Genomic DNA, 20280 nt, shown 5'->3' with positions numbered 1-20280 from the left:
TATGACGTTATTTACAATTGATAATGTTAGAAAAACGTTTACTAATGGGGAAGTAAAAGAAGAAATACTAAAAGGAATCAATCTTTCCCTTAGAGAAGGCGAGATAACAGCATTAGTCGGTGCATCAGGTTCTGGTAAAAGTACACTTCTTACAATAGCAGCAGGACTTCAACCTACATCGGATGGGCAAGTAATATTCGAAGGAAAAAATATGACTACGATGAGTTCAGAACAAGTCCGACAAGTCCGAGCAAGTAAATTCGGTTTTGTCTTCCAATTTGCTCATCTTGTTCCGTTTCTAACAGTAGAAGAACAACTAATGCTAATGTTAGATGTTGCCGAATCGAAATTAAGCAAAGGTGAACAAACAAAAGAAGTAAATAGAATTCTAAAATTAGTTGGGATGGACCATCGAAAAAATGCCTATCCTTCTTCATTATCAGGTGGGGAGAAACAACGAGTTGCGATTGCCCGTGCAATCATTCATAAACCTAAAGTTCTTTTCGCAGATGAGCCAACTGCAAGTTTAGATTCAAAAAGATCAAAAGAAGTGATGTTGTTAATTAGAGATTTAACTAAGAAACTAAACATTACAACTTTAATGGTTACGCATGATGAAGAAATGCTTTCTTATGCTGATCATATTGTTAAAATGAGCGATGGCTTAATTTTGGGAAATGTTTAATCCTTAAACTTTGGAATAAGGGATTGTATACAGGTTGATCATAATAAAAGATAAAGGAGATATCTCATAACGAGATATCTCCTTTCTTTTATCTACAGTGAAGCAATTTGAATATTTTATCCGAAAACCAAAACGACCTCTCGAGTATATTCTCAAGAGGTCGTTTTGAATGAAATGTTTACATACGTGAATGTACCTTTTCGCCTTGTACCCATACTTCACGAATGTTTTCTGGGCGAGCAAGGTACATGATTTTTTGAAAAATATCATGTAATTCCTCATTTGCATCATAAAGAGGGAACTTTGCTGAAGCAATTGTCGTATCGATCACTTGCACATCCCACGTGTAGTTTTCAGCTAATCGTCCGATTGGTAAACTTAAACTCTCTCCACCACCAGCAGTTGCGAGGTAAAACGCTTCATTGACCGTAATACGTGAATTTGGCACACCGCGTTCAGTAGCTGGAAGTGCAGGATTTACCCCATCCTCCAACATGCGTGATGACATTACGGCCTGTCTGATATTATCGAAAAGGCTAGGAGAGAAACCACCTGAAATATCAGAGCCAAGACCAATTTCAACGCCTTTTTCATGGAAATGGGCAACTGGAATAACGCTATTCGCAAAGTAAGCATTCGAAATAGGGCAGTGGCTAATAGCTGTACCTGTTTGTGCAAAAAGGTCAGCATCAGCATCATCTAAGAAGTTACAATGCGCCATTACTGACTTGTCACGTAATAGGCCAAAATCATGTAAAGCAAAAGCGTCATTTTTACCATATTTCTCTTGTACATAGCCATGTGCCCAATCACTTTCACTACAATGCGATTGAACATGTGTATCGTATTTAGCGGCTAATGCGCCTAACCCCTGTAATCCTTCACTCGTACAGCTTGGAATAAAACGTGGTGTTACGACTGGATAAACGCCTTGTTTGACTGATTTTGCTAATTCTTTTACTGCTAAAATAAATTGTTCTGTGTCTTCTAGTGCTGATTTTGTATCTGCATCACGATAGTATTCAGGCGTTTGTTCGTGGTCGTCCATAACAACTTTCCCAACTAAACCGCGTTGTCCTTTTTCGGCACAAATTTTTGCTAGTAAAATACTCGCTTCTTTATGGACTGTAGCAAAATAAAGTGCCGTAGTAGTTCCGTTTGCAAGTAAAGTACTGACAACATCTTCATATACTTTTTTTGCAAAATCTAAATCTGAGAATCTAGATTCAATTGGGAAAGTATATGTGTTTAACCAATCAAAAAGTGGGATGTCTAATGCAGTTCCGGATTGAGCCCATTGTGGGGCATGAACATGCAAGTCGACAAAGCCAGGAAGGAAATATTGACCTTCCGCTAAACGATGGAAATTTTCTTTGCCATCATACATATGTAGTAACGTTTGATAATCGTTGTCTTCAGGCGCAACGATTTTTTCAATTATCCCGTTTGTGTTTACACAGAAAAGGTGATTTTTTAAAATTTCTACTTCTGTTGGGGATTTGCTAGAAAAAGCAGTCCCTTGAAAAATATGCGTATAGTCTGTCATAGATGCTCCCTCAGGTGTTGTTGTTTTTGTTTTTGAATGGTATTAGTATAGGGCGTTTTATGAAGAAAGTCTATTTTAACAACACGAAATATTTACAAATAACAGCAAATACAAAAGGCTTGGCAACAATTATTCGCATTCGCTCCTTCGTCAATTCTCCAGCGTGAATGCGAATAATTAATAAATGATATATAAGTAATATGTTGTTTCAAAATACATATTCAATATTATTTCCACTTTTTACAACAAACGAATTTCTATTACTCTTTAGTTTGTATATTCAAGAAATTGTAAATTGTCTTCACGTAGTCTTTTTTAGGATAGCTCTTATATAAATCGCTTAATAATCGGACCGGATCGCCAAAAAAGTACCTTTCATATTGTGTTTGTCTTGTTCCAAATGAACTCATTGTTAAATCCCAAGCTAAACGGAATATTTTAACTCGTTCTTCCGCTGTTTTAGTTGCCGCTTGGAGATACTGATCTAAGTCTGTTCTAATACTAGATTGAAATGCTTTTTCTGTTGGTATAGATATCATCCCACTAGCGCCAATTAACTGAATGATTTCGCTGAAGCGCGGATAAATTTTAGGGAAAATATTGCCTGCAACTTTAAGTGGGACAATATTAGGGCGCATAAAGCCCCATTCGTCTAATGTAGCGTCATTTTCTGATTTTTCTAAGAGGGCTTTCATCGTTTCGAGGCCGATGATGATTTCCGACATCTTTTCTTGTATATGGTCGTATCCACTAACGTTAATCGTTTCTATAAGAAGCTCGGCTATTCCTAAAATAAACTCTGTTTTAACAATTTGTCTAGTTAATACTTGATGTTTGGCAAAATGGTGGAAGCCGCATTGGAAGATGAAATTTTCAGCTACTTCCTCATTTCTATAATAAAATACTCGATCCCATGGAACTAACACATTATCAAAAACTACTATTGAATCCATTTCTTCGTAGCGTGAGCTTAAAGGGTGGTCAAAAGAAGATTCTCCTCCAACAAATGTATCCCTACAAATAAACTTTAAACCTTTCGTATTGGAAGGGATAGAAAAAGCAAATGCTTCATCTTGATCGAAGAAAAATTTTGAAACACTAAACACTAATAGTTCATCAGTTATCCCACCTTGAGTGGCGAGCAGGCGTGCCCCTTTAATGATGAGTCCTTCTTCATTTTCACCGACAATCTTTGCTGCGATCGGTTCATTTGTATTTTCAATATAGAAGAGAGAGCGATTTACTTGAGGGGAAATAAAAGTATGTGTAAATGATAAATCTTTTTCTCTTGCTAATTCATAAAGCGCTTGAATATTTTGGGGAAAACAATTTTCCTTTCCTTCTAAATAATCTGCAGCAGAAGCAAAACTCATTAATACAGTGTTCAAATAGTCAGGACTTCTCCCCATAATACCACTAGTATGTCTAGCCCAATGCTCAATCATTTTTCGTCTTTTAAGTAAGTCTTCTTTTGTTTTAGGCTGCAAGTAGGAAAGCCCAAAAGGTTCACCGGATACGGGGGAAGTAATAGTCATTTCATGCTTTATGCTTGGATCATGCTGCAAATCATAAAGAGAAGCTTTTGTTTGAAGCAGTCCTTTGAAGGCAGGATGTTCAGATATCACCCCTTCAATTTTTTCACCGTCAAACCAAATTTCATTTTTTAACGTATTTAATCGGTTAATAAAGTCACTTCCATTAATAGCTCCCATGTTAAAACCTCCTAAAAAACAAAGCATTTATTTTTATCTTATTGCAACAAGCTTTTTTTTGTACTTAGGAATAATAATAATTTATTTCAAGGAGTGTTTCTTTATGTAAAATTTAACGGTTAGCTGGAAAATGGCGTATATATACATATAAAACTATTAAAGGAAAAATATGTGGTAAGCTAAATGGAAATACTTTCTAGTTAACAACAAAACATGTGCATAGTTTGGGTCTGTAAATGATCAAGAGGGAAGATCAAATAGTCTAAGAATTTTACGGTACATAAAAGTTCTTCACAGGAAAGAGGTTCATGTAAATGCAAAAACATATTTTACTAGTTGAAGACGATGAAGCCATTCGTGATATGGTGGAAAAATTTTTAATAATGGAGGGGTACCTCATTACATCTGCTTCCAATGGTGAAGAAGCAGTTCGATATTGTTTAAGTACTACGTTTGATTTAGTAATTTTGGACATTATGATACCAAAGCTTAGTGGGCTGGAAGTTTTAAAGATTATTAGGGAGAAAGAGGCGCTCCCAATAATAATCATGTCAGCTAAAGATAGTGATGTCGATAAAGCATTAGGACTTGGGTTAGGAGCAGATGATTATATAGCAAAACCATTTTCAATGTTGGAATTTTCAGCGCGAGTAAAAGCAGCAATTAGACGAGCAACAAAATATTCAAGTTATAAAGAAGAAGAGCAAGAAGTATTAATTATTGGTGACTTAACGATTGATGTCATAAATTTTTCAGTAGAAAAAAAACACCAAAAAGTAAAGCTTACTTCAAAGGAGTTTGGCATTTTGAAGCTATTGGCGACAAATAGTAACCGCGTATTTACAAAGCAGCAAATTTATCAACACATTTGGCAAGATGAATATTATGGAGATGAAAATATTATTAATGTTCATATAAGAAGAGTCCGGGAAAAAATTGAAGATGACCCATCCAATCCTCGATACATCAAGACACTATGGGGAATTGGCTACAAGTTAGAAGGTTAAGCGTATGGTACTATTTCTGTTAATTATTATCCTCGTTTTGTTTGGCATCATTTGTTTTTTGGTGAAACAAAAAAAAGATCAAAATACTAATTTGAATTATATGCATTTAAAGTTGCAATCAATTATTAATGAGCAAACGAACGAAAAGATTCTGCTACCGACGACTAATCAAGACCTAAAGCTATTACTCAATGCAATGAATGCATTACTAGATCATAATCAAAAAACACTCGCAACACACCGGAAAATGGAAGGCTCTATGAAAAAAATGCTTGCAAATATTTCGCATGATCTAAAAACGCCATTAACGGTTGTATTAGGGTATATTGAAATGCTGCAACTAAATAACCTAATAAGTACTGAAGAACAGCAACGTTTACTTTCTGGATTGCATTCAAAAACATTGGAAGTACTTCAAATAATTCATACATTTTTCGATCTAGCAAAAATAGAGGCAGGGGATACGGATTATCCTATTACGAAAATAAATGTAAGTGAGATATGTCGACAAAAAATTTTATCTTTTTACGATTTGGTGATGTCTCTTGGGCTGGATATGCAAATTACAATACCTGAAATACCGGTCTTTGCACTTGGTAATACGCAAGCGCTAAATAGAATAATGGACAATTTACTCTCAAATGCGATTACTTATGGAGCTGACGGTAATGTGATTGGACTAGCAGTAAGAAGTGAGGATGCTAATATTTATATTGATGTATGGGATTGTGGGAAGGGTATTGATGAATACCATATAGATAGTGTTTTTGAAAGAATGTATACACTCGAAGATTCAAGAAATAAATTGTTTCAAGGTAGCGGACTAGGACTAACAATAACGAAACGCCTTGTTGAAATAATGGGTGGATCCATCTATCTTTCAAGTATTCCATATGAAAAGACAGTTTTTACGATTTCATTAAAAAAAATTATCTATTAAATAAGTTTGCTTGTAGAGTTTATGGTACTCTGCAGGCTTTTCTTCTTCATTTAAGAAATTTGTAAGAATCCATTAATAAAATTGAGAGTTTTACTTTTTATAATAAAGAAAGTCACATATTAAGGAGAGGAGAAATTATGACATATATTGTTAAAACAAATCACCTTACAAAAGTTTTTGGTGGAAAAGAAGTAGTTTCAGCGGTCAATATGCATGTGAAAAAAGGTGAAATATATGGTTTTTTAGGTCCCAATGGTGCAGGGAAAACAACGGTAATGAAAATGCTAACAAACCTTACTAAACCAACTAGTGGAGATATCGAAATTTTTGGTGAAAAATTAACAAATCATTCGTATGAAGTGTTAAAAAGGATGGGTACGATTATTGAGTATCCGATTTTCTATGAAAAATTAACAGCAAGGGAAACTTTAGAACTTCATTGTGAATATATGGGGTATTACGATAAAGCAGAAATAGAACACATACTCGATTTAGTAAAGTTAACAAATACAGATGGAAAGCGGGTAAAAGACTTTTCTCTCGGGATGAAGCAGCGCTTGGGCATTGGTCGCGCAATTATTACGAAACCGGAATTACTTATTTTAGATGAGCCAATTAACGGACTTGATCCAGTTGGAATAAAGGAGATACGTGAGTTATTTAAGATGCTTTGTAAAGAATATGGCATTACGATTATTGTTTCTAGCCATATTTTAGCCGAAATAGAGCAATTGGCGGATACAATTGGCGTCATTAATAATGGCAGATTAATTACTGAAATATCGATGGATAATGTGAATCGTAGTCAAACAGATTACATTGAAGTTGTCGTTAATGACGGGAAGAAAGCTGCCTTTATTATAGAGAGTAAATTAAACATCACAAATTTCAAACTTATCGATAATGGCTGTATTCGTATATACGATTCGTCCGTTTCACAAAATATCATTTCGAGAACATTAATAGAACATGATATTGAAATTGAAGGGATTAGCAAAAAAACAAACTCATTAGAGGATTACTTCATGAAGTTAATTAATGGGGGTGTAGTTAATGCTTAATTTAATGCGGTTAGAAATGAAAAAATATAAGCTAGGGTCGTATGTAAGGGGCGCCATCATTGCAAACTTTATTATATTGGGTTTCTTATTATTTATTTCGTTAATTTCTAAAATAGAAGGAGAAGTCGAGCTAGAAAATTACGATATGGCATTAACTATAATTGATTCATTTGTTAGGGCGACATTTATTATTTTTGCAGCTACATTAATTGCCAAACTTATTATTGGAGAATATAAAAATAAGACAATAACGACGCTATTTATGTACCCGATTAATAGAAAAAAATTGATTGTAGCAAAGTTAGCTATTGTGATTCTTTTTACCTTTTGTTCCATTATCATTTCTAATATTCTAATCACAACTATTTTTAGTTTTATTAGCGTGACATATCAATTAATACCAGACACTCTAACAAGTGCCTTGATTATGCAACAGATTCCTTCGATGTTGATGCATGCAATAGCTGCGTCAGGCATGGCATTGATACCATTGTACTTTGGTATGAGAAAATTCTCTATTACAACAACAATTATTTCTTCCCTTTTTATTGTTATGATTGTGTCTTCGAATTCGGGCGATTTTTCATTAAATGACATTATTGTCATTCCGATTTCTTTAGCGTTAATTGGAATTAGCGTGGCATACTTAGCGATACGGAACATTGAAAAGATGGATGTTTAAAATGTCTGACCAAGCGCTGTAGTCCATTAAAAAAAGGTCTAAGCTTGGTTTTTACCAAGTTCAGACCTTATACGTAAGCGTTTTTAAGGTGTAAACAAACTGCCAACCGCTGTAATTGTTGTTGCTAAATCTTTACGATAGTCGGGATGTCGTTCGTCTAGGCTATTAATACTTACTTCATTGCCACCAAGGGATGAATGAACATATAGATTATCGCCGATATACATCGCGATATGCTCTGGAAAATACAATAAGTCTCCAGGCTGTATTTGTTCAAATGAAATCTCTACGATTGGGAAGCCTTCTACAATACGGGCGTCTCGGTATATAAACACACCATTTAACATATAGGCCATCGAACAAAGGCCTGAACAGTCAATGCCAAGAGGTGATTTTCCGCCCCAACGGTATGGTGCTGATAAATAACTAAGGGCTGTTTGGACAACATTTTCTCGCAAATGTTGTTCAGATAAACTAGTATCAGCAATCTTTTCTTGAATCCATTTCTTACGTGTGTAACCAATCTCCCCAGTTACTAATTGAACAGCTGCCCATTCTGTATCAATCTCCTCTTTTAAAACATAACGTATGCTAGAACCTCTTACTAGTGTAGTAATTTTCGTACTTTGAATACGTGGTTCCTGCAGCACATCTGCAAAGTTTTGAGTCACGACATATGTTGCCTCTTCTTTCCAAGCATTTGTTTTCACATCATTTATAAGTAACTGTACTTTTTGACAGAAACCTTCATATCGGTAAGCAGTTTGCACGCGTACCCAGTTATCATCTAAATCATCAAGTATGTAGACAGGCATCCCGTAAAGCGCCTCATCAACTAACTCAGATGCTTCGTTTGGTTCTGAGTGTAAATTGGCAATCATCGCTGTCACAATAGCATTCATTGTAGAGCTCCTTTCTGTTTAACTAACTGTTCATAAACAACCTTCGAAATACGGCCAATCAGTTGCTGAGCATCATTATTATTTGTTACTTCAGTGACAAAAACACCAATAATATAATCATTTGCATCGTTGTAAACAATCCCTACATCATGGTCGACCGTATCAAGACCACCTGTTTTATGAGCGATATGGACACCCTCTACTAAATAACGCTTTAGTGACTCATGAACACGCTGACGGCTCAAAATATCAATCGCAAGCACACTAAATGAAGGCGTTAATAAGTCTTGCCGATAAATGCGGGTAAAGAGATGTGCCATATCCCGTGCAGTCGTCATATTATCAAAGCCACTTGCCAGTCTCACAAAATCCATCATTTTGCGTTGTAGTGTTGTTTGCTTAAGGCCAATTCTTCGGAAATACGCGTTAAGTGCGTCCATGCCGATATAATCTATTAACACATTCGTCGCAGTATTATCGCTTGTAATAATCATCCATACTAATAGCTCATATAAAGTACTCGTTTCAAGATGCTGCTCAGTTATTACGCTAAAATCAACCCGGTTTTCAGGTGTAATTATTATGGTCTCATCGAGTGACAAAGCGTGACATTCTACATGGTCCAGTACAGCAAGTAGAATAGGCACTTTAATGATACTAGCGCTGGAAAAAGTGTCATCCTCTAGTTGGCTAATGTAGTAATGCTCCGTCTTAGCGTCTTTTACAAAGAGATGTACTTTGTAAGGGCATTCGTGTAGCAATTGTTCTATCGTTTGATTCATACGATGCCTACTCAATGACTTTAATAATCTGTGTTTCTGTATTAAATGTAATTGTGCGACCTAACGGTAATGACATCGTTGGTAAGCAATGACCACACGTAACATCCATTAAAGTCGGTTTATTAAGCGGCGCTATAATCTCATTGAAAATTGTCGGTAATGGTAAGCTGCGTTCTGGGTGATTTGGATTTTCTGGCCCGCAGTTCGTCCAAGCACCTAATAAAAACCCAGCCGCGTCCTCAAGTTTTCCAGCTAGCTGTAGCTGTGTTAACATGCGATCTACACGTTGTTCATTTTCATCAATATCTTCTAAAAATAAGATTTTGCCCTTTGTATCGATTTCATAAGGTGTACCAAGTGATGCTGTTACTAATGTCAAATTGCCCCCGATTAGTTGACCAGTTGCTTCACCAGCGACAAGTGTTGTCATTGGATTACCTGGTGGGTTGGCAAGAAGGTGCTTGCTCCAATCCGCATTTGTTACATTATGAATAAAATAATCCCATGTATAGTCATCCATTTTCGACTGAATAAATTCCGTAGATGGCATTGGAGTATGATATGTTACGAAATTACATTTTTGATTAAAGGCTATATGGAGCGCTGTCACGTCGCTATAGCCCGCAAATACTTTTGGATTCGCTTTGATCATATCGAAATCAAGGAGCGGCAAGATTTTTGTCGCACCGTAGCCACCGCGAATACAGAAAATCCCATCGATATTTGGATCGCTAAACATTTGATTTACTTCTTTTGCACGCAGTTCGTCTGAGCCTGCCAAGTAGCCGTGTCTTTCTCGGCATGTCTCGCCAGCAATCACTTTAAAACCAAGTTTTTCAACACTTTCAATCGCTCGTTGTAAATGTTCAGGGGGTGTAGCACCTGAAGCACTTATTAGACCTATTGTATCGCCTTTTTTCAACGGTTTTGGTATTTGCATGTATTAAACCCCCATTTTTTGTGTTGTACGGTAGCGTGCAATTTCCTCTTCGTTTGCCAGAACGAAATGACCTTCCTCAACTTCCACGAACGATGGTGGATTGACATCATATTGATGCTGAGATGGGTCATAGATTTCGACTACTTTTTCACGCTCTTTGTACGGATTTGGCTCTGGTACAGCCGATAATAATGTACGTGTATATGGATGAATGGGATTTGAGAATAGCTTTTCTGTCTCAGCTAACTCCACAATATTCCCTTTATAAATAACGGCAGTCCGATCAGTAATGAAGCGGACGATTGATAAATCATGCGCAATAAATAAATACGTTAAATTATTTTTCTCTTGCAAGCTAGACAATAAATTTAACACTTGTGCACGAATCGATACGTCAAGTGCTGAAATCGGTTCGTCGGCAATGATAAACTCTGGTTCCATTACTAATGCGCGGGCAATCCCAATACGCTGGCGCTGACCACCTGAAAATTCATGCGGGAAGCGACTTGCAAACTCTGGCAGTAATCCTACATTTAAAAGTGCATTTTGGACCTTTTGCTGGCGATCAGCTTCATTTGTATAGTTTTTTGTATTGACGATACCTTCTGAAATAATATAGTCGACTTTTGCACGTTCATTAAGTGATGCCATTGGGTCCTGGAAAATCATTTGGATTTTTTGTGTAATTTGACGGTCCCATTCTTTTGATATGCGACCATTGATTGGCTTGCCATGGTATAAAATTTGCCCGTCTGATACTTCATTAATGCGCATAATAGCACGGCCAATTGTTGTTTTCCCTGAGCCGGATTCGCCTACTAAACCAAATGTTTCACCTTTATAAATCTCAAAACTAACATCGTCAATCGCGACGAATTTATTTTTCCCTTTTCCAAAAACAACTTTTAAATTCTTCACTTCCACTAACACTTCTTTATTGCTCATTAGCATATCGTCTCCCTTCTTCGAAAAATGCTTGTAACGCTTCAGGAGGCTCTACTTTTGGTGAGCGCGGGTCAAGTAACCATGTACGTGCATAATGTGTATCGCTTACTTTAAAGAAAGGGGGGCGTTCCACATAATCAATTTTTAGCGCGTATTGATTACGTGGTGCAAAAGCATCTCCCTTGATCTCTTTGAAAAGGTTAGGCGGGGTACCTTTAATTGAAAATAGCTGTTCTCCTTTTGATCCGAGTTGAGGTAAGGATGAAATGAGCGCCCATGTGTATGGATGTTTGCCATTGAAAAATACTTCATGTGCGCCACCAACTTCAATAATATCGCCTGCATACATAACAGCAATGCGATCTGCTACTTTTGCTACAACACCTAAATCATGCGTAATATACACGGTTGTAAGGCCGTATTTTTTTTGAAGATTTTTTAATAGCTGCAATATTTGAGCTTGAATCGTTACATCAAGTGCCGTCGTTGGCTCGTCACAAATTAAGACTTTTGGATTACAAGCAAGCGCGATGGCAATTACAATACGCTGACGCATCCCACCTGAAAATTCGTGAGGATATTGTTTATACCGTTTTTCTACATCATAAATGCCAACGTCTGTTAGTAATTTTAATGTTTCATCATAAGCGGCCTTTCCTTTTAAACCTTGATGTAGCACAACACATTCTTCAATTTGCTTGCCAATCGTTTTCAGCGGATTTAATGATGTCATAGGATCTTGTGTCACCATCGCAATTTCTTTACCGCGAATTTTTAGCCAATCTTCCTCAGCTTTAAACTGTGCTAAGTCCATATCGTTATATAAAATTTGCCCTTGATCGATAAAGCCATTTTTATCAAGTAGGCCCATAATTGATTTTACGAGAACGGATTTCCCAGAGCCGGATTCACCAACTATGGCAAGGCTTTCTCCTTTATATAAATCAAGTGAGATTTCGCGAATAGCTTTTAGTACTTGACCACGTAATGTGAATTTAATGATTAAGTTTTGAATCGATAAAATACGTTCCTTTGGATGATTTGCTTCCATTATAATCCCCCTTATACGTGATTTTTTGGATCAGCTGCATCCGCAAATGAGTTACCAATAATATAAAATGCAATTGTAATAACACTTAATACAATACTAGGGAAGATGAGCTGGTAACGTAAGTCAGGGGACATCATTAGAACACGTCCTTCATTAATTAAATTCCCTAAAGACGGTTCACTAATAGGTAATCCTAAACCGATGTACGTTAAAAATACTTCAGCTCCAATCGCAAACGGAATCGCTAGACTCATCCGTAGCATAATGACTGATATTAAGTAAGGTAATAAGTTTCGAATAATAATACGGTAGCTAGGCGTACCTAAACATTTGGATGCTAAGTTGTATTCACGATCACGTAAAATGATAATTTGATTTCGAATGAACCGCGCCATTTCCACCCAGCCGGTAATACACATCGCTATAATAATGGTGGAAATACTTGGGCGTAAAATATAGGTCATTAAAATCAGGACAATTGTTGTAGGGATATTATCTACTACGTTATATAACTGTGTAATCGGTACTTCAAGCTTACGAGAGAAGCCCCATAATGTACCGACTGTAATTCCAACGACTGCCTCGACTAATGCTACGATACAGCCGATAAATAAAGATGTCCGTGTACCTGCCCAAATGCGAGACCATAAATCTTGCCCAATTGAGTTTGTCCCGAACCAAAATTCGGCGTTCGGTGCTATATTGCGTGCTTGTAAGCCTGTGTCTGGATCTAAATATATTTCTGTTGGTGATTTTTGTTCTGGCAAGAACGGCTGCAAAATTGTAAACGCCACAATAGTAAAGACTGCAACTAATAAAAAGACCGCCAAACGATTTTTCAAAAAAGATTTCCATGTTGAACGCCAATAAGAGTAATTGGAGTAGGCTGTTTCTTCAGCTTTATTGTCATCTGCTACAGCAAACTGAAACAGCTCTTCGCTCGATTTGTCTGAGATGTTGTTAATTTCTTTTGAATAGAGGCTCATTAGCGTACACTCTCCCCTTTACCTAATTTAATTCGCGGATCAACAAGTGCCATTGCAATATCTCCTAAAATTAGACCGAGAATTCCTAGTGACGAGAAGACTAGTACAAGACCTTGTACAACGGTGTTATCCTGACGCTGGATTGCATCAACGAGTAAGCCTCCCATTCCCGGAATAGAGTATAAAGATTCAATGTAAATAGAGCCTGTGATCGTAAATAAAATGGTAGCTGGTAAGTACTGCGCCATTGGAATGAACGCATTTCGGAGTACATGACTAAACATCAATGTACGCTCTTTAACTCCTTTTGCACGTGCTAGCTTAATATAATCTTTGTTAAGCTCATCCACCATATAGCGTCGCATCCACATCGCATAAGAAGCGGTAGGTGCTAATGCCATGGAGAGAAGGGGTAATACCCAGCTTACGGGGTTATATTCATCAAACAGCATTGGTAATTTAAAAATACCTGTAATATACATCTGGATGAATAAGTAATATACGGCTGCTGGGACAGCTACAACAAACACGATATAGCCTGTTCCTAAACGATCTAGCCAGCGTCCCTTCATTTGCGCCATTAAAATACCAAGTGGTACGCCGATTAGTAGCGATAAAGCTACTGCGCCAAGTCCAAATAGTAGAGAATACATGATTTTATCGCCAATAATCGTGACAACTGGTACATCCGTACGATACGTAACGGATTTGCCTAAATCCCCTTGAAATAGTTTTGTGTAAAAGTGACCTAATTGGACTATCAATGGATCGCGAAGACCTAAATTCGTTAAATATACTTCTTGCTGCTCGAGTGACATTTTCTCTGCTGCGGCTCCTAAGTAACCGTCTTCAGGCATTAAACGCAGTAACGAGAAAACAATCGTGATAATGATAAAGAGTGTTAAAACAGATTGTAACAATCGTTTTCCTATGTACCACAACATCGCTTCATCCTCCAAACTATTTATAGAATCAGAAAGAATGAAGGAGATGCCGAATATTACGTTTTCGGTCATCTCCTTCGTAATGAACAATCATAATTAGCTACTATATGCTGCTAATAATTCTTTCGGGTTCTTATTTTGCTGCTTTTGCTAAAGCTTCCGCACGTTTTTGCTCCCACTCCGCTAAAGCTTTTTTGAACTGATCATTACTCATTGGTTTTTCTAAAACTGTTTGACCTTTGAATTTTTCAGCTGTAACACCAAATGGAGAATATTGGGCTTCAAATGGGTTTAATTTTGAAGCTACATAACCACTACCACCTACTGCATAAGGAATGACAAATGCTTCCTCAATTAAGAACGCTTCTGCTTTTGCAAATAACTCATAACGTTCTGCAGGGTTTACTGACGCTTTTGCTGCATCAACTAAGTTTTGATATTTTGATTTTCCATTTCCTTCTGTGTAGCCTTCTGCAAACTCAGGCTTGTTGTATGTGCCACCTTCAGAGAATGGGTCAGTATATGTTGATGGGTCAGCGAAGTCAGGACCCCAGTTTGCTTCTAGTAAAGCGTATTTACCTGGGCGACGAACTTCACCTAAGAAGCCTGTTGCTGGACCAGCTTCAACGATAATATCGATATAGTCTTTGCCTAATAAGTTTTCGATTTGTTGTTCAACAACTTGAGTACGGTTTGCCCAATCTGGACTTCCTGAGTTGTATGGCATTAACACTTTAATAGGGAAAGTAGCTTTTCCTGCAAGTGCTGCCATCGCTTTATCTTTATGTTGCACAGCTAAGTCTTTATTGAATGAATCGTTGTTTGTAATGTTTGCTAAAGGTGCTAATTGTGTATAGTCAACACCTTCAACATCAACAAAGTTTTTCGGTGTAATGGTGTTACTTAACATGTCTTGTGGATTGTAAGGCTCCACAGTCATCATTGCAGATACGCGATCAAGCGCATGATACAGTGATTTACGGAAGTCTTTGTTATTTACGGCGATCTTCCAGTTTTCTGGCTCATATTCTTCATCGAACTGTGGATTAAAGTTTAACGCATAGAAATACGAATAGAAGTTGTTTTGGCTTTGACGAACTTGTGATTTCTTCTCATCATTTTTTAACCATTCATCGATGATCGATGTAGGAATACTTGTTGCATCAATTTCACCACGTAAAAATAGCTCTGGTGCTACAGTAGCTGCCTCCTTGTTATATTTATAACGAATACGATTAATTTTTACTTTATCTTCATCCCAATACGTGTCGTTTTTCACAAGGACACGCTCATTTTGCGGTTCAAATTTGTCTAAAATATAGGCACCGTTATACAGGAAGTTTTCTCTTGTTGTTCCAAAGTCTGTACCTTTTTCTGCTAAAAACTTACCGTTAACTGGGAAGAAACATACATAGTTCAGCATAGAAAGGAAATAAGGTGTCGAAGTTTCTAAAGTGTACTCTAATGTATGCTCATCGAGTGCTTTAATACCAACTTGACTAAAGTCTGTCATTCCTGTGTCTTTACTGTTGTAGAATGCATCACCGTTTTTAACAACAGTAGCAATCCACGCTGTTGATGATTCATTTTTTGCATCAAGTACATAGTTCAAGCCGTCAACAAAATCCTGTGCGACTACATCTGCATACTTTTTGCCGTCATGTGTTACCCATTGCGCGTCTTTACGCAACTTGAATGTCCAAACTGTCGCATCATCGTTGTGCGACCATTCTGTTGCTAAACCTGGTTTAACAACACCGTACTCATCGTACTCAATCAGCCCGTCAACTAAGTTAGCTGCAACAGCAAATTCATTTGTTTCTGAAGTTTTTAAGTAGTTTAACGTTTTAATTTCCCCTGAATACACTGTTCGGAATTCTGATGTTTCTGAGGAATCGCTACATGCTGCAAGAAGACCTACAACAAGGCACACCAAAAGTAACCAATACTTTTTCATAAAACCTATCCCCCTAGTAATCTCTTTTTTATAATGAAAACCCTATCCCAACTGCATCTGTCATCGAAATACGTTCACTGTCAAAAACTGGACCACCTGCAATAGGGTCTTTCATACATAAACTTGGACCGTCTAAATCCACCATTGTGATATTTTTCTGAGCAGCTGCAAAATGAGCTGCCGCACTAACGCTAATTTTCGTTTCTAACATGCAGCCAATCATACACTCTATGTCATGTGTCTCAGCAATTTGACAAATTTTTTGTGCTTGGTAAATGCCCCCTGTTTTCATGAGCTTAATATTTATCAAATCGGCAGCACGCCTTTCGATAATCGTGAAAGCGTCTTTTGGTGAGAACACACTCTCGTCGGCTAAAATATTTGTAAGCGTATGTTTCGTCACATATTGCATGCCAGCCAAATCACTGTAGTGAACGGGCTGCTCGACTAATTCAATATTTGTATTGGCATCCTCGAGCGTACCGATAATGCGCACCGCTTGTTTCGGCGTCCATCCCTGATTGGCATCTACACGAATCGTAATCATAGGTCCAACAGCTTCTCTTATTGCAATAACACGCGCAGCATCACCTATTGGATCTTTACCAACTTTCACTTTGAGAATATGAAATCCTCGCTCTACTGCAGCTAAGCTGTCTTTAACCATTTCCGCTATGTCATTGACGCTAATGGTAATGTCGGTAATCAGCTCCTTTCGGTAACCGCCTAGTAGTTGATAAAGTGGCGCGTTGTAGCGTTTGGCGTATAAATCATAAATCGCCATATCAACGGCAGCTTTAGCGCTCGTATTTTTATAAATACATTTATCTAGTCGCTCCATGATTTGCGCGATATCTTCAATGTCCATCCCGATAATTGCAGGCTTTATATATTCTTCAATCGCATGAATAATCGAGCCCCGCGTTTCTCCAGTAATGACCGCAGTTGGGGCCGCTTCACCAACACCAATTTGCCCATCATCTGTATGCACATAAACCGCTATATTTTGAATGCTGTGTACTGTCCTGAGTGCGGTTTTAAATGGTGTAATGAGAGGTACTTCTACATTAGCCACTACTATATTTTTAATGATCATTTTGTCACCTGCTGTCTTTTCGCTTATGTTAAGAACTGTAAAATACGTAACACTTCAAAATAATCATCAGTCACGAATTCGACTGTATTATGAGGCTTAAATGTTGCGCCTGGATAAAATGAATTACGGTAAGCACGTGTATGGTCGCGGTAAATGATTTCCACAACAAAACTCTCTGGCAAAGTTACTTGTAATGAATCGCGCTCTACTTTCATCGATTCCTCAACAAGACGTTTCGTTTCTGAAAGTGTTAACTGAGGGCTCACACTAATCGTTGCATTACCAACACCTTCCTTTGTTGCGAATGTGATGATATTGTCATTTATAGACCGGATTTCTTCTGTTAGGCCAACATCTCCGCTAACAAAGGCAACTGGTACACCGTGTAGGGCAGCTGCGTAAGTGTTAATTAAAAACTCGCTCGCATATTCACCATTAATTTTTATATCAGCAAACATGCAAAGTGTATGTGCTAGAGGGTTGCGTTCACTACCACCTTTGCTGTGATAGCCAATGAAAACAGCGCGGTCAAAGCTTTTATCTAGCCCCGCTACCATACACATCGGATCATAAGTCCAACCACGAATGATTTTGCAATTAACCGGTAAATTCGAAATATCAATATTTCGAGCTGAATCATGCGCGTCCTTTAGTAAAATTTCTGTTGCGCCTCCAGCAATAGCTCCTTCGATGGCTGCTTCCACTTCCTTAGTCATTTGCTTTGCGAAAAACTGGTAGTCCGGTGCATTTAGTTCTGTTTCGCTCCAAGATGTTGTGCCAGTAATTCCTTCAATATCTGCACTTATATATACTTTCATATGTTTCGATACCCCTTTATTTGATTGTCTTGAATTTCTGTTTCGACAGCACCATAGCAGGCCTGTTCTGCCTCCGTACGCCTTGCCCAAGAAACATTGCCAAAATCGTAATGCCACCATTCCTCTGAATAATTCGCAAAGCCAGCTGTCGTCATGCAGTTATACAAAAGACGGCGAAGATTAAGTGCCTCTACATTTTCCTCTTGGTGCTGCTCAAAATAGCGCGTTGCCGATTTTTCATGCATCTCATCGAATGCCGTACCGAGATTCAGAGCGTTACCATTCAAATCACCGATAGTTAAATCAATAGCCCCGCCCGTTAAATGAGGCGCAGGATACTTCCGTTCTAAGCTTGGAAACGCGACATATTTTAACGTTTCTTTAAAGACTTCTTGGTCAGTAAATCCTGGGTATTGCTTTTTAATTTGTTCTGAAAAATGTGTAAATAAAAACTGTTGTACTTGTAATGGTCGATAGCCGTCGTACAATATAAAACTATATTTTTCAGGTAATAATGATAGCGCCTGTTTCAAACGTTCATACGTATTTTCACGTAAATAGATTGACTTTAAGCTATTCGGAATGTTTTGTAAGTAATAAATAGGCTCAATAAAAATTCTCGGATGGTCACTCCCTATTTGAATGAGTCGCTCACCACTGTCTAGAATGGTCGGAGCGTGCTGCCTCGAAGTTGAGGCTAATGGCTTAATGGGTTGAATTAATTTTTCGTGTATAATGATTCACCTCAGTTTGCATAAGAGGAAGTACAGTGAATAAAAAGACAATTTAGACAATTCTGGATTTTAATTTAAATCCTAGCACACTTCGAAAGTTTTGCCTAGATAAAAAGGATATTTTTTCAATATTAAATAGAAATGTGGAAATAGAGCAACTGTGTAAAATCGTTGTATTTTGAGGGTGGTTATTAAAAATAACTATTTTCAAATCGTAATATTTTATAGCTTGCATAGCTTTAGGTAGAGTTGTATATATATAAATATTTCTGCGTTAAATACAGTTATAAAAGAGCCAAAAAAACTGAAATACAAAAAAAGCACAATCTTAAAGTAAGATCGTACTCTATTTATTAAATATATTATTTTATTTTGTTAGTTATAGAGACAGTAAGCACTAAGCAAATTATTAATAGTCAATCTACTTCTCCGTACATTACTCAAATATGTAAGCATTGACAACATGTCCATTACGGCCAATTGTCGTTTCTGCCTGTGAAAGAGAGTTTATAATAGCTTCCTCTGTTGCTTCCGCCGCCGCAGTAAATAACTGATTCATAATCGGATGGTCTTCACGGAGCTGGGCTCTCGTTTCTAGAGGTTCATTTGTCGTATGCGGTATAGTGTGCGCCGTTGTAAAGCCAATAACAATATCACCACTCCCATGTGAGAAGTGGCTGCCTGTTCGACCAAGACCGATGCCACAACGTTTAATGACACGTGTAAGCTGGCGACTGCTAAGCGGGGCGTCTGTTGCAAGTACTATAATAATCGAGCCATCCGTTGGCGATAAAGTAGATTTGCTTTGAGCAGCTGAAACAGAGTAACGCTCCGCTAAAAACTCAGAGCTATGTCCAAAATTACTTAATACCATACAGCCGACTGAATAGGATATATCTTCATTAGCTACAGTTACAATGCGAGACGAAGAGCCGATACCTCCTTTATAGCCGAAGCAAATCATTCCTTTTCCTGCACCAACGGCACCTTCTGCTGCTACAACTTCTGTTGCGTTCTGAATAGCTTCTATTGCATGTTTAGGTGTAACAGGGCATGCACGAATGGAATTCAAATGACTATCATTGCATTCGCCTACAACAATATTGATAGTCCCTGTAGTATCGCCAATCTCCTCGTTAGTATCTAACATATATTGCAACGTCCCTTGTGTTACAGCGGGTACGCCAAATGTATTCGTTAGCATAATGGGAGATTCGATGACACCTAGCTCATTTACCTGTACAAGTCCTGTCGTTTTACCGAAGCCATTTAGGACATAACTGGCTGCTGTAACTTTTTGCTGAAACAAGTTGCCGCCATGGGGTAATATTGCAGTTACGCCAGTACATGCATATGTACCGTCCTGATTAAGTTCATTATGGAGCGTTACATGTCCAATATGAACGCCCGCTACATCTGTAATACAATTTTTTTCTCCAACAGGTAATTGCCCAATGACAATGCCCATTTCTCGTCCTTTTTTTTGCATAAG

19 protein-coding genes are annotated in these 20280 nt (G+C 37.6%); 5 read left to right on the top strand and 14 right to left on the bottom strand.

The window, feature by feature from the left end; all coding sequences use genetic code 11:
• Position 1 precedes the first annotated feature (1 nt).
• Complete coding sequence (locus tag AAFN87_RS16600; RefSeq protein ID WP_347792182.1) at positions 2 to 685, top strand: ABC transporter ATP-binding protein; 684 nt, start codon at positions 2 to 4, stop codon at positions 683 to 685.
• Positions 686 to 863: 178 nt separating this feature from the next.
• On the opposite strand, the gene guaD is transcribed toward AAFN87_RS16600, so the two are convergent.
• Together guaD and hpaB are read right to left on the bottom strand one after the other, a co-directional pair.
• Positions 864 to 2231, bottom strand: a complete 1368-nt coding sequence (gene guaD, locus AAFN87_RS16595) for a guanine deaminase (RefSeq protein WP_347792181.1) — start codon at positions 2229 to 2231, stop codon at positions 864 to 866.
• 260 nt (positions 2232 to 2491) lie between these two features.
• Positions 2492 to 3943, bottom strand: coding sequence for a 4-hydroxyphenylacetate 3-monooxygenase, oxygenase component (hpaB, locus tag AAFN87_RS16590; RefSeq protein ID WP_347792180.1), 1452 nt, complete (start codon positions 3941 to 3943; stop codon positions 2492 to 2494).
• A 314-nt stretch (positions 3944 to 4257) separates the two neighbouring features.
• On the opposite strand from hpaB, the gene AAFN87_RS16585 reads away from it, so the two are divergent.
• From AAFN87_RS16585 to AAFN87_RS16570, 4 genes are all read left to right on the top strand, one after another.
• Positions 4258 to 4950: a response regulator transcription factor gene (locus tag AAFN87_RS16585; protein ID WP_347792179.1), complete on the top strand. Its 693-nt coding sequence runs from the start codon at positions 4258 to 4260 to the stop codon at positions 4948 to 4950.
• Positions 4951 to 4954: 4 nt separating this feature from the next.
• A complete protein-coding gene (locus AAFN87_RS16580) occupies positions 4955 to 5890 on the top strand; it encodes a sensor histidine kinase (RefSeq protein ID WP_347792178.1) in 936 nt (311 codons plus the stop codon).
• Between the two features lie 137 nt (positions 5891 to 6027).
• Entirely contained in the window at positions 6028 to 6951 is a 924-nt protein-coding gene (locus AAFN87_RS16575; RefSeq protein ID WP_347792177.1) for an ABC transporter ATP-binding protein, read from the top strand.
• Positions 6944 to 7633, top strand: a complete 690-nt coding sequence (locus AAFN87_RS16570; RefSeq protein WP_347792176.1) for an ABC transporter permease — start codon at positions 6944 to 6946, stop codon at positions 7631 to 7633. The genes AAFN87_RS16575 and AAFN87_RS16570 overlap by 8 nt, the downstream gene beginning before the upstream one ends.
• 83 nt (positions 7634 to 7716) lie before the next feature.
• Here AAFN87_RS16570 and AAFN87_RS16565 read toward each other — a convergent pair whose 3' ends face one another.
• The 12 genes from AAFN87_RS16565 to AAFN87_RS16510 all read right to left on the bottom strand — a co-directional run bounded on the left by AAFN87_RS16565 (position 7717) and on the right by AAFN87_RS16510 (position 20277).
• A complete protein-coding gene (locus AAFN87_RS16565; protein WP_347792175.1) occupies positions 7717 to 8535 on the bottom strand; it encodes a C40 family peptidase in 819 nt (272 codons plus the stop codon).
• Positions 8532 to 9317 (bottom strand): serine hydrolase, encoded by a 786-nt coding sequence (locus AAFN87_RS16560; RefSeq protein WP_347792174.1) that lies wholly within the window; start codon positions 9315 to 9317, stop codon positions 8532 to 8534. Before AAFN87_RS16560 ends, AAFN87_RS16565 begins: the two co-directional genes overlap by 4 nt.
• 7 nt (positions 9318 to 9324) lie before the next feature.
• Positions 9325 to 10257, bottom strand: a complete 933-nt coding sequence (locus AAFN87_RS16555; RefSeq protein WP_347792173.1) for a S66 peptidase family protein — start codon at positions 10255 to 10257, stop codon at positions 9325 to 9327.
• Positions 10258 to 10260: 3 nt separating this feature from the next.
• Complete coding sequence (locus AAFN87_RS16550; protein WP_347792172.1) at positions 10261 to 11202, bottom strand: ATP-binding cassette domain-containing protein; 942 nt, start codon at positions 11200 to 11202, stop codon at positions 10261 to 10263.
• Entirely contained in the window at positions 11192 to 12253 is a 1062-nt protein-coding gene (locus tag AAFN87_RS16545; RefSeq protein WP_347792171.1) for an ABC transporter ATP-binding protein, read from the bottom strand. The genes AAFN87_RS16550 and AAFN87_RS16545 overlap by 11 nt, the downstream gene beginning before the upstream one ends.
• A gap of 11 nt (positions 12254 to 12264) precedes the next feature.
• Positions 12265 to 13239 (bottom strand): ABC transporter permease, encoded by a 975-nt coding sequence (locus tag AAFN87_RS16540; protein ID WP_347792170.1) that lies wholly within the window; start codon positions 13237 to 13239, stop codon positions 12265 to 12267.
• Complete coding sequence (locus tag AAFN87_RS16535; protein ID WP_347792169.1) at positions 13239 to 14183, bottom strand: ABC transporter permease; 945 nt, start codon at positions 14181 to 14183, stop codon at positions 13239 to 13241. The genes AAFN87_RS16540 and AAFN87_RS16535 overlap by 1 nt, the downstream gene beginning before the upstream one ends.
• 133 nt (positions 14184 to 14316) lie before the next feature.
• On the bottom strand, positions 14317 to 16140 hold the full coding sequence (locus tag AAFN87_RS16530; RefSeq protein WP_347792168.1) for a peptide ABC transporter substrate-binding protein: 1824 nt from the start codon (positions 16138 to 16140) through the stop codon (positions 14317 to 14319).
• A gap of 28 nt (positions 16141 to 16168) precedes the next feature.
• The gene (locus tag AAFN87_RS16525; protein ID WP_347792167.1) at positions 16169 to 17236 is read right to left on the bottom strand and encodes a dipeptide epimerase; all 1068 of its coding nucleotides are present in this window, start codon (positions 17234 to 17236) and stop codon (positions 16169 to 16171) included.
• A gap of 23 nt (positions 17237 to 17259) precedes the next feature.
• Positions 17260 to 18054 carry a M55 family metallopeptidase gene (locus AAFN87_RS16520; protein WP_347792166.1) on the bottom strand — a complete coding sequence of 265 codons (795 nt, stop codon included), beginning with the start codon at positions 18052 to 18054 and terminating at the stop codon, positions 17260 to 17262.
• The gene (locus AAFN87_RS16515; RefSeq protein WP_347792165.1) at positions 18051 to 18587 is read right to left on the bottom strand and encodes a M15 family metallopeptidase; all 537 of its coding nucleotides are present in this window, start codon (positions 18585 to 18587) and stop codon (positions 18051 to 18053) included. The genes AAFN87_RS16520 and AAFN87_RS16515 overlap by 4 nt, the downstream gene beginning before the upstream one ends.
• A 637-nt stretch (positions 18588 to 19224) precedes the next feature.
• Positions 19225 to 20277 (bottom strand): DmpA family aminopeptidase, encoded by a 1053-nt coding sequence (locus tag AAFN87_RS16510; protein WP_347792164.1) that lies wholly within the window; start codon positions 20275 to 20277, stop codon positions 19225 to 19227.
• Positions 20278 to 20280: the final 3 nt, after the last annotated feature.

The sequence above is a fragment of the Solibacillus sp. CAU 1738 genome, from assembly GCF_039888725.1.
GTDB lineage: Bacteria > Bacillota > Bacilli > Bacillales_A > Planococcaceae > Metasolibacillus.
This window is presented reverse-complemented; position numbering and strand designations above follow the sequence as displayed.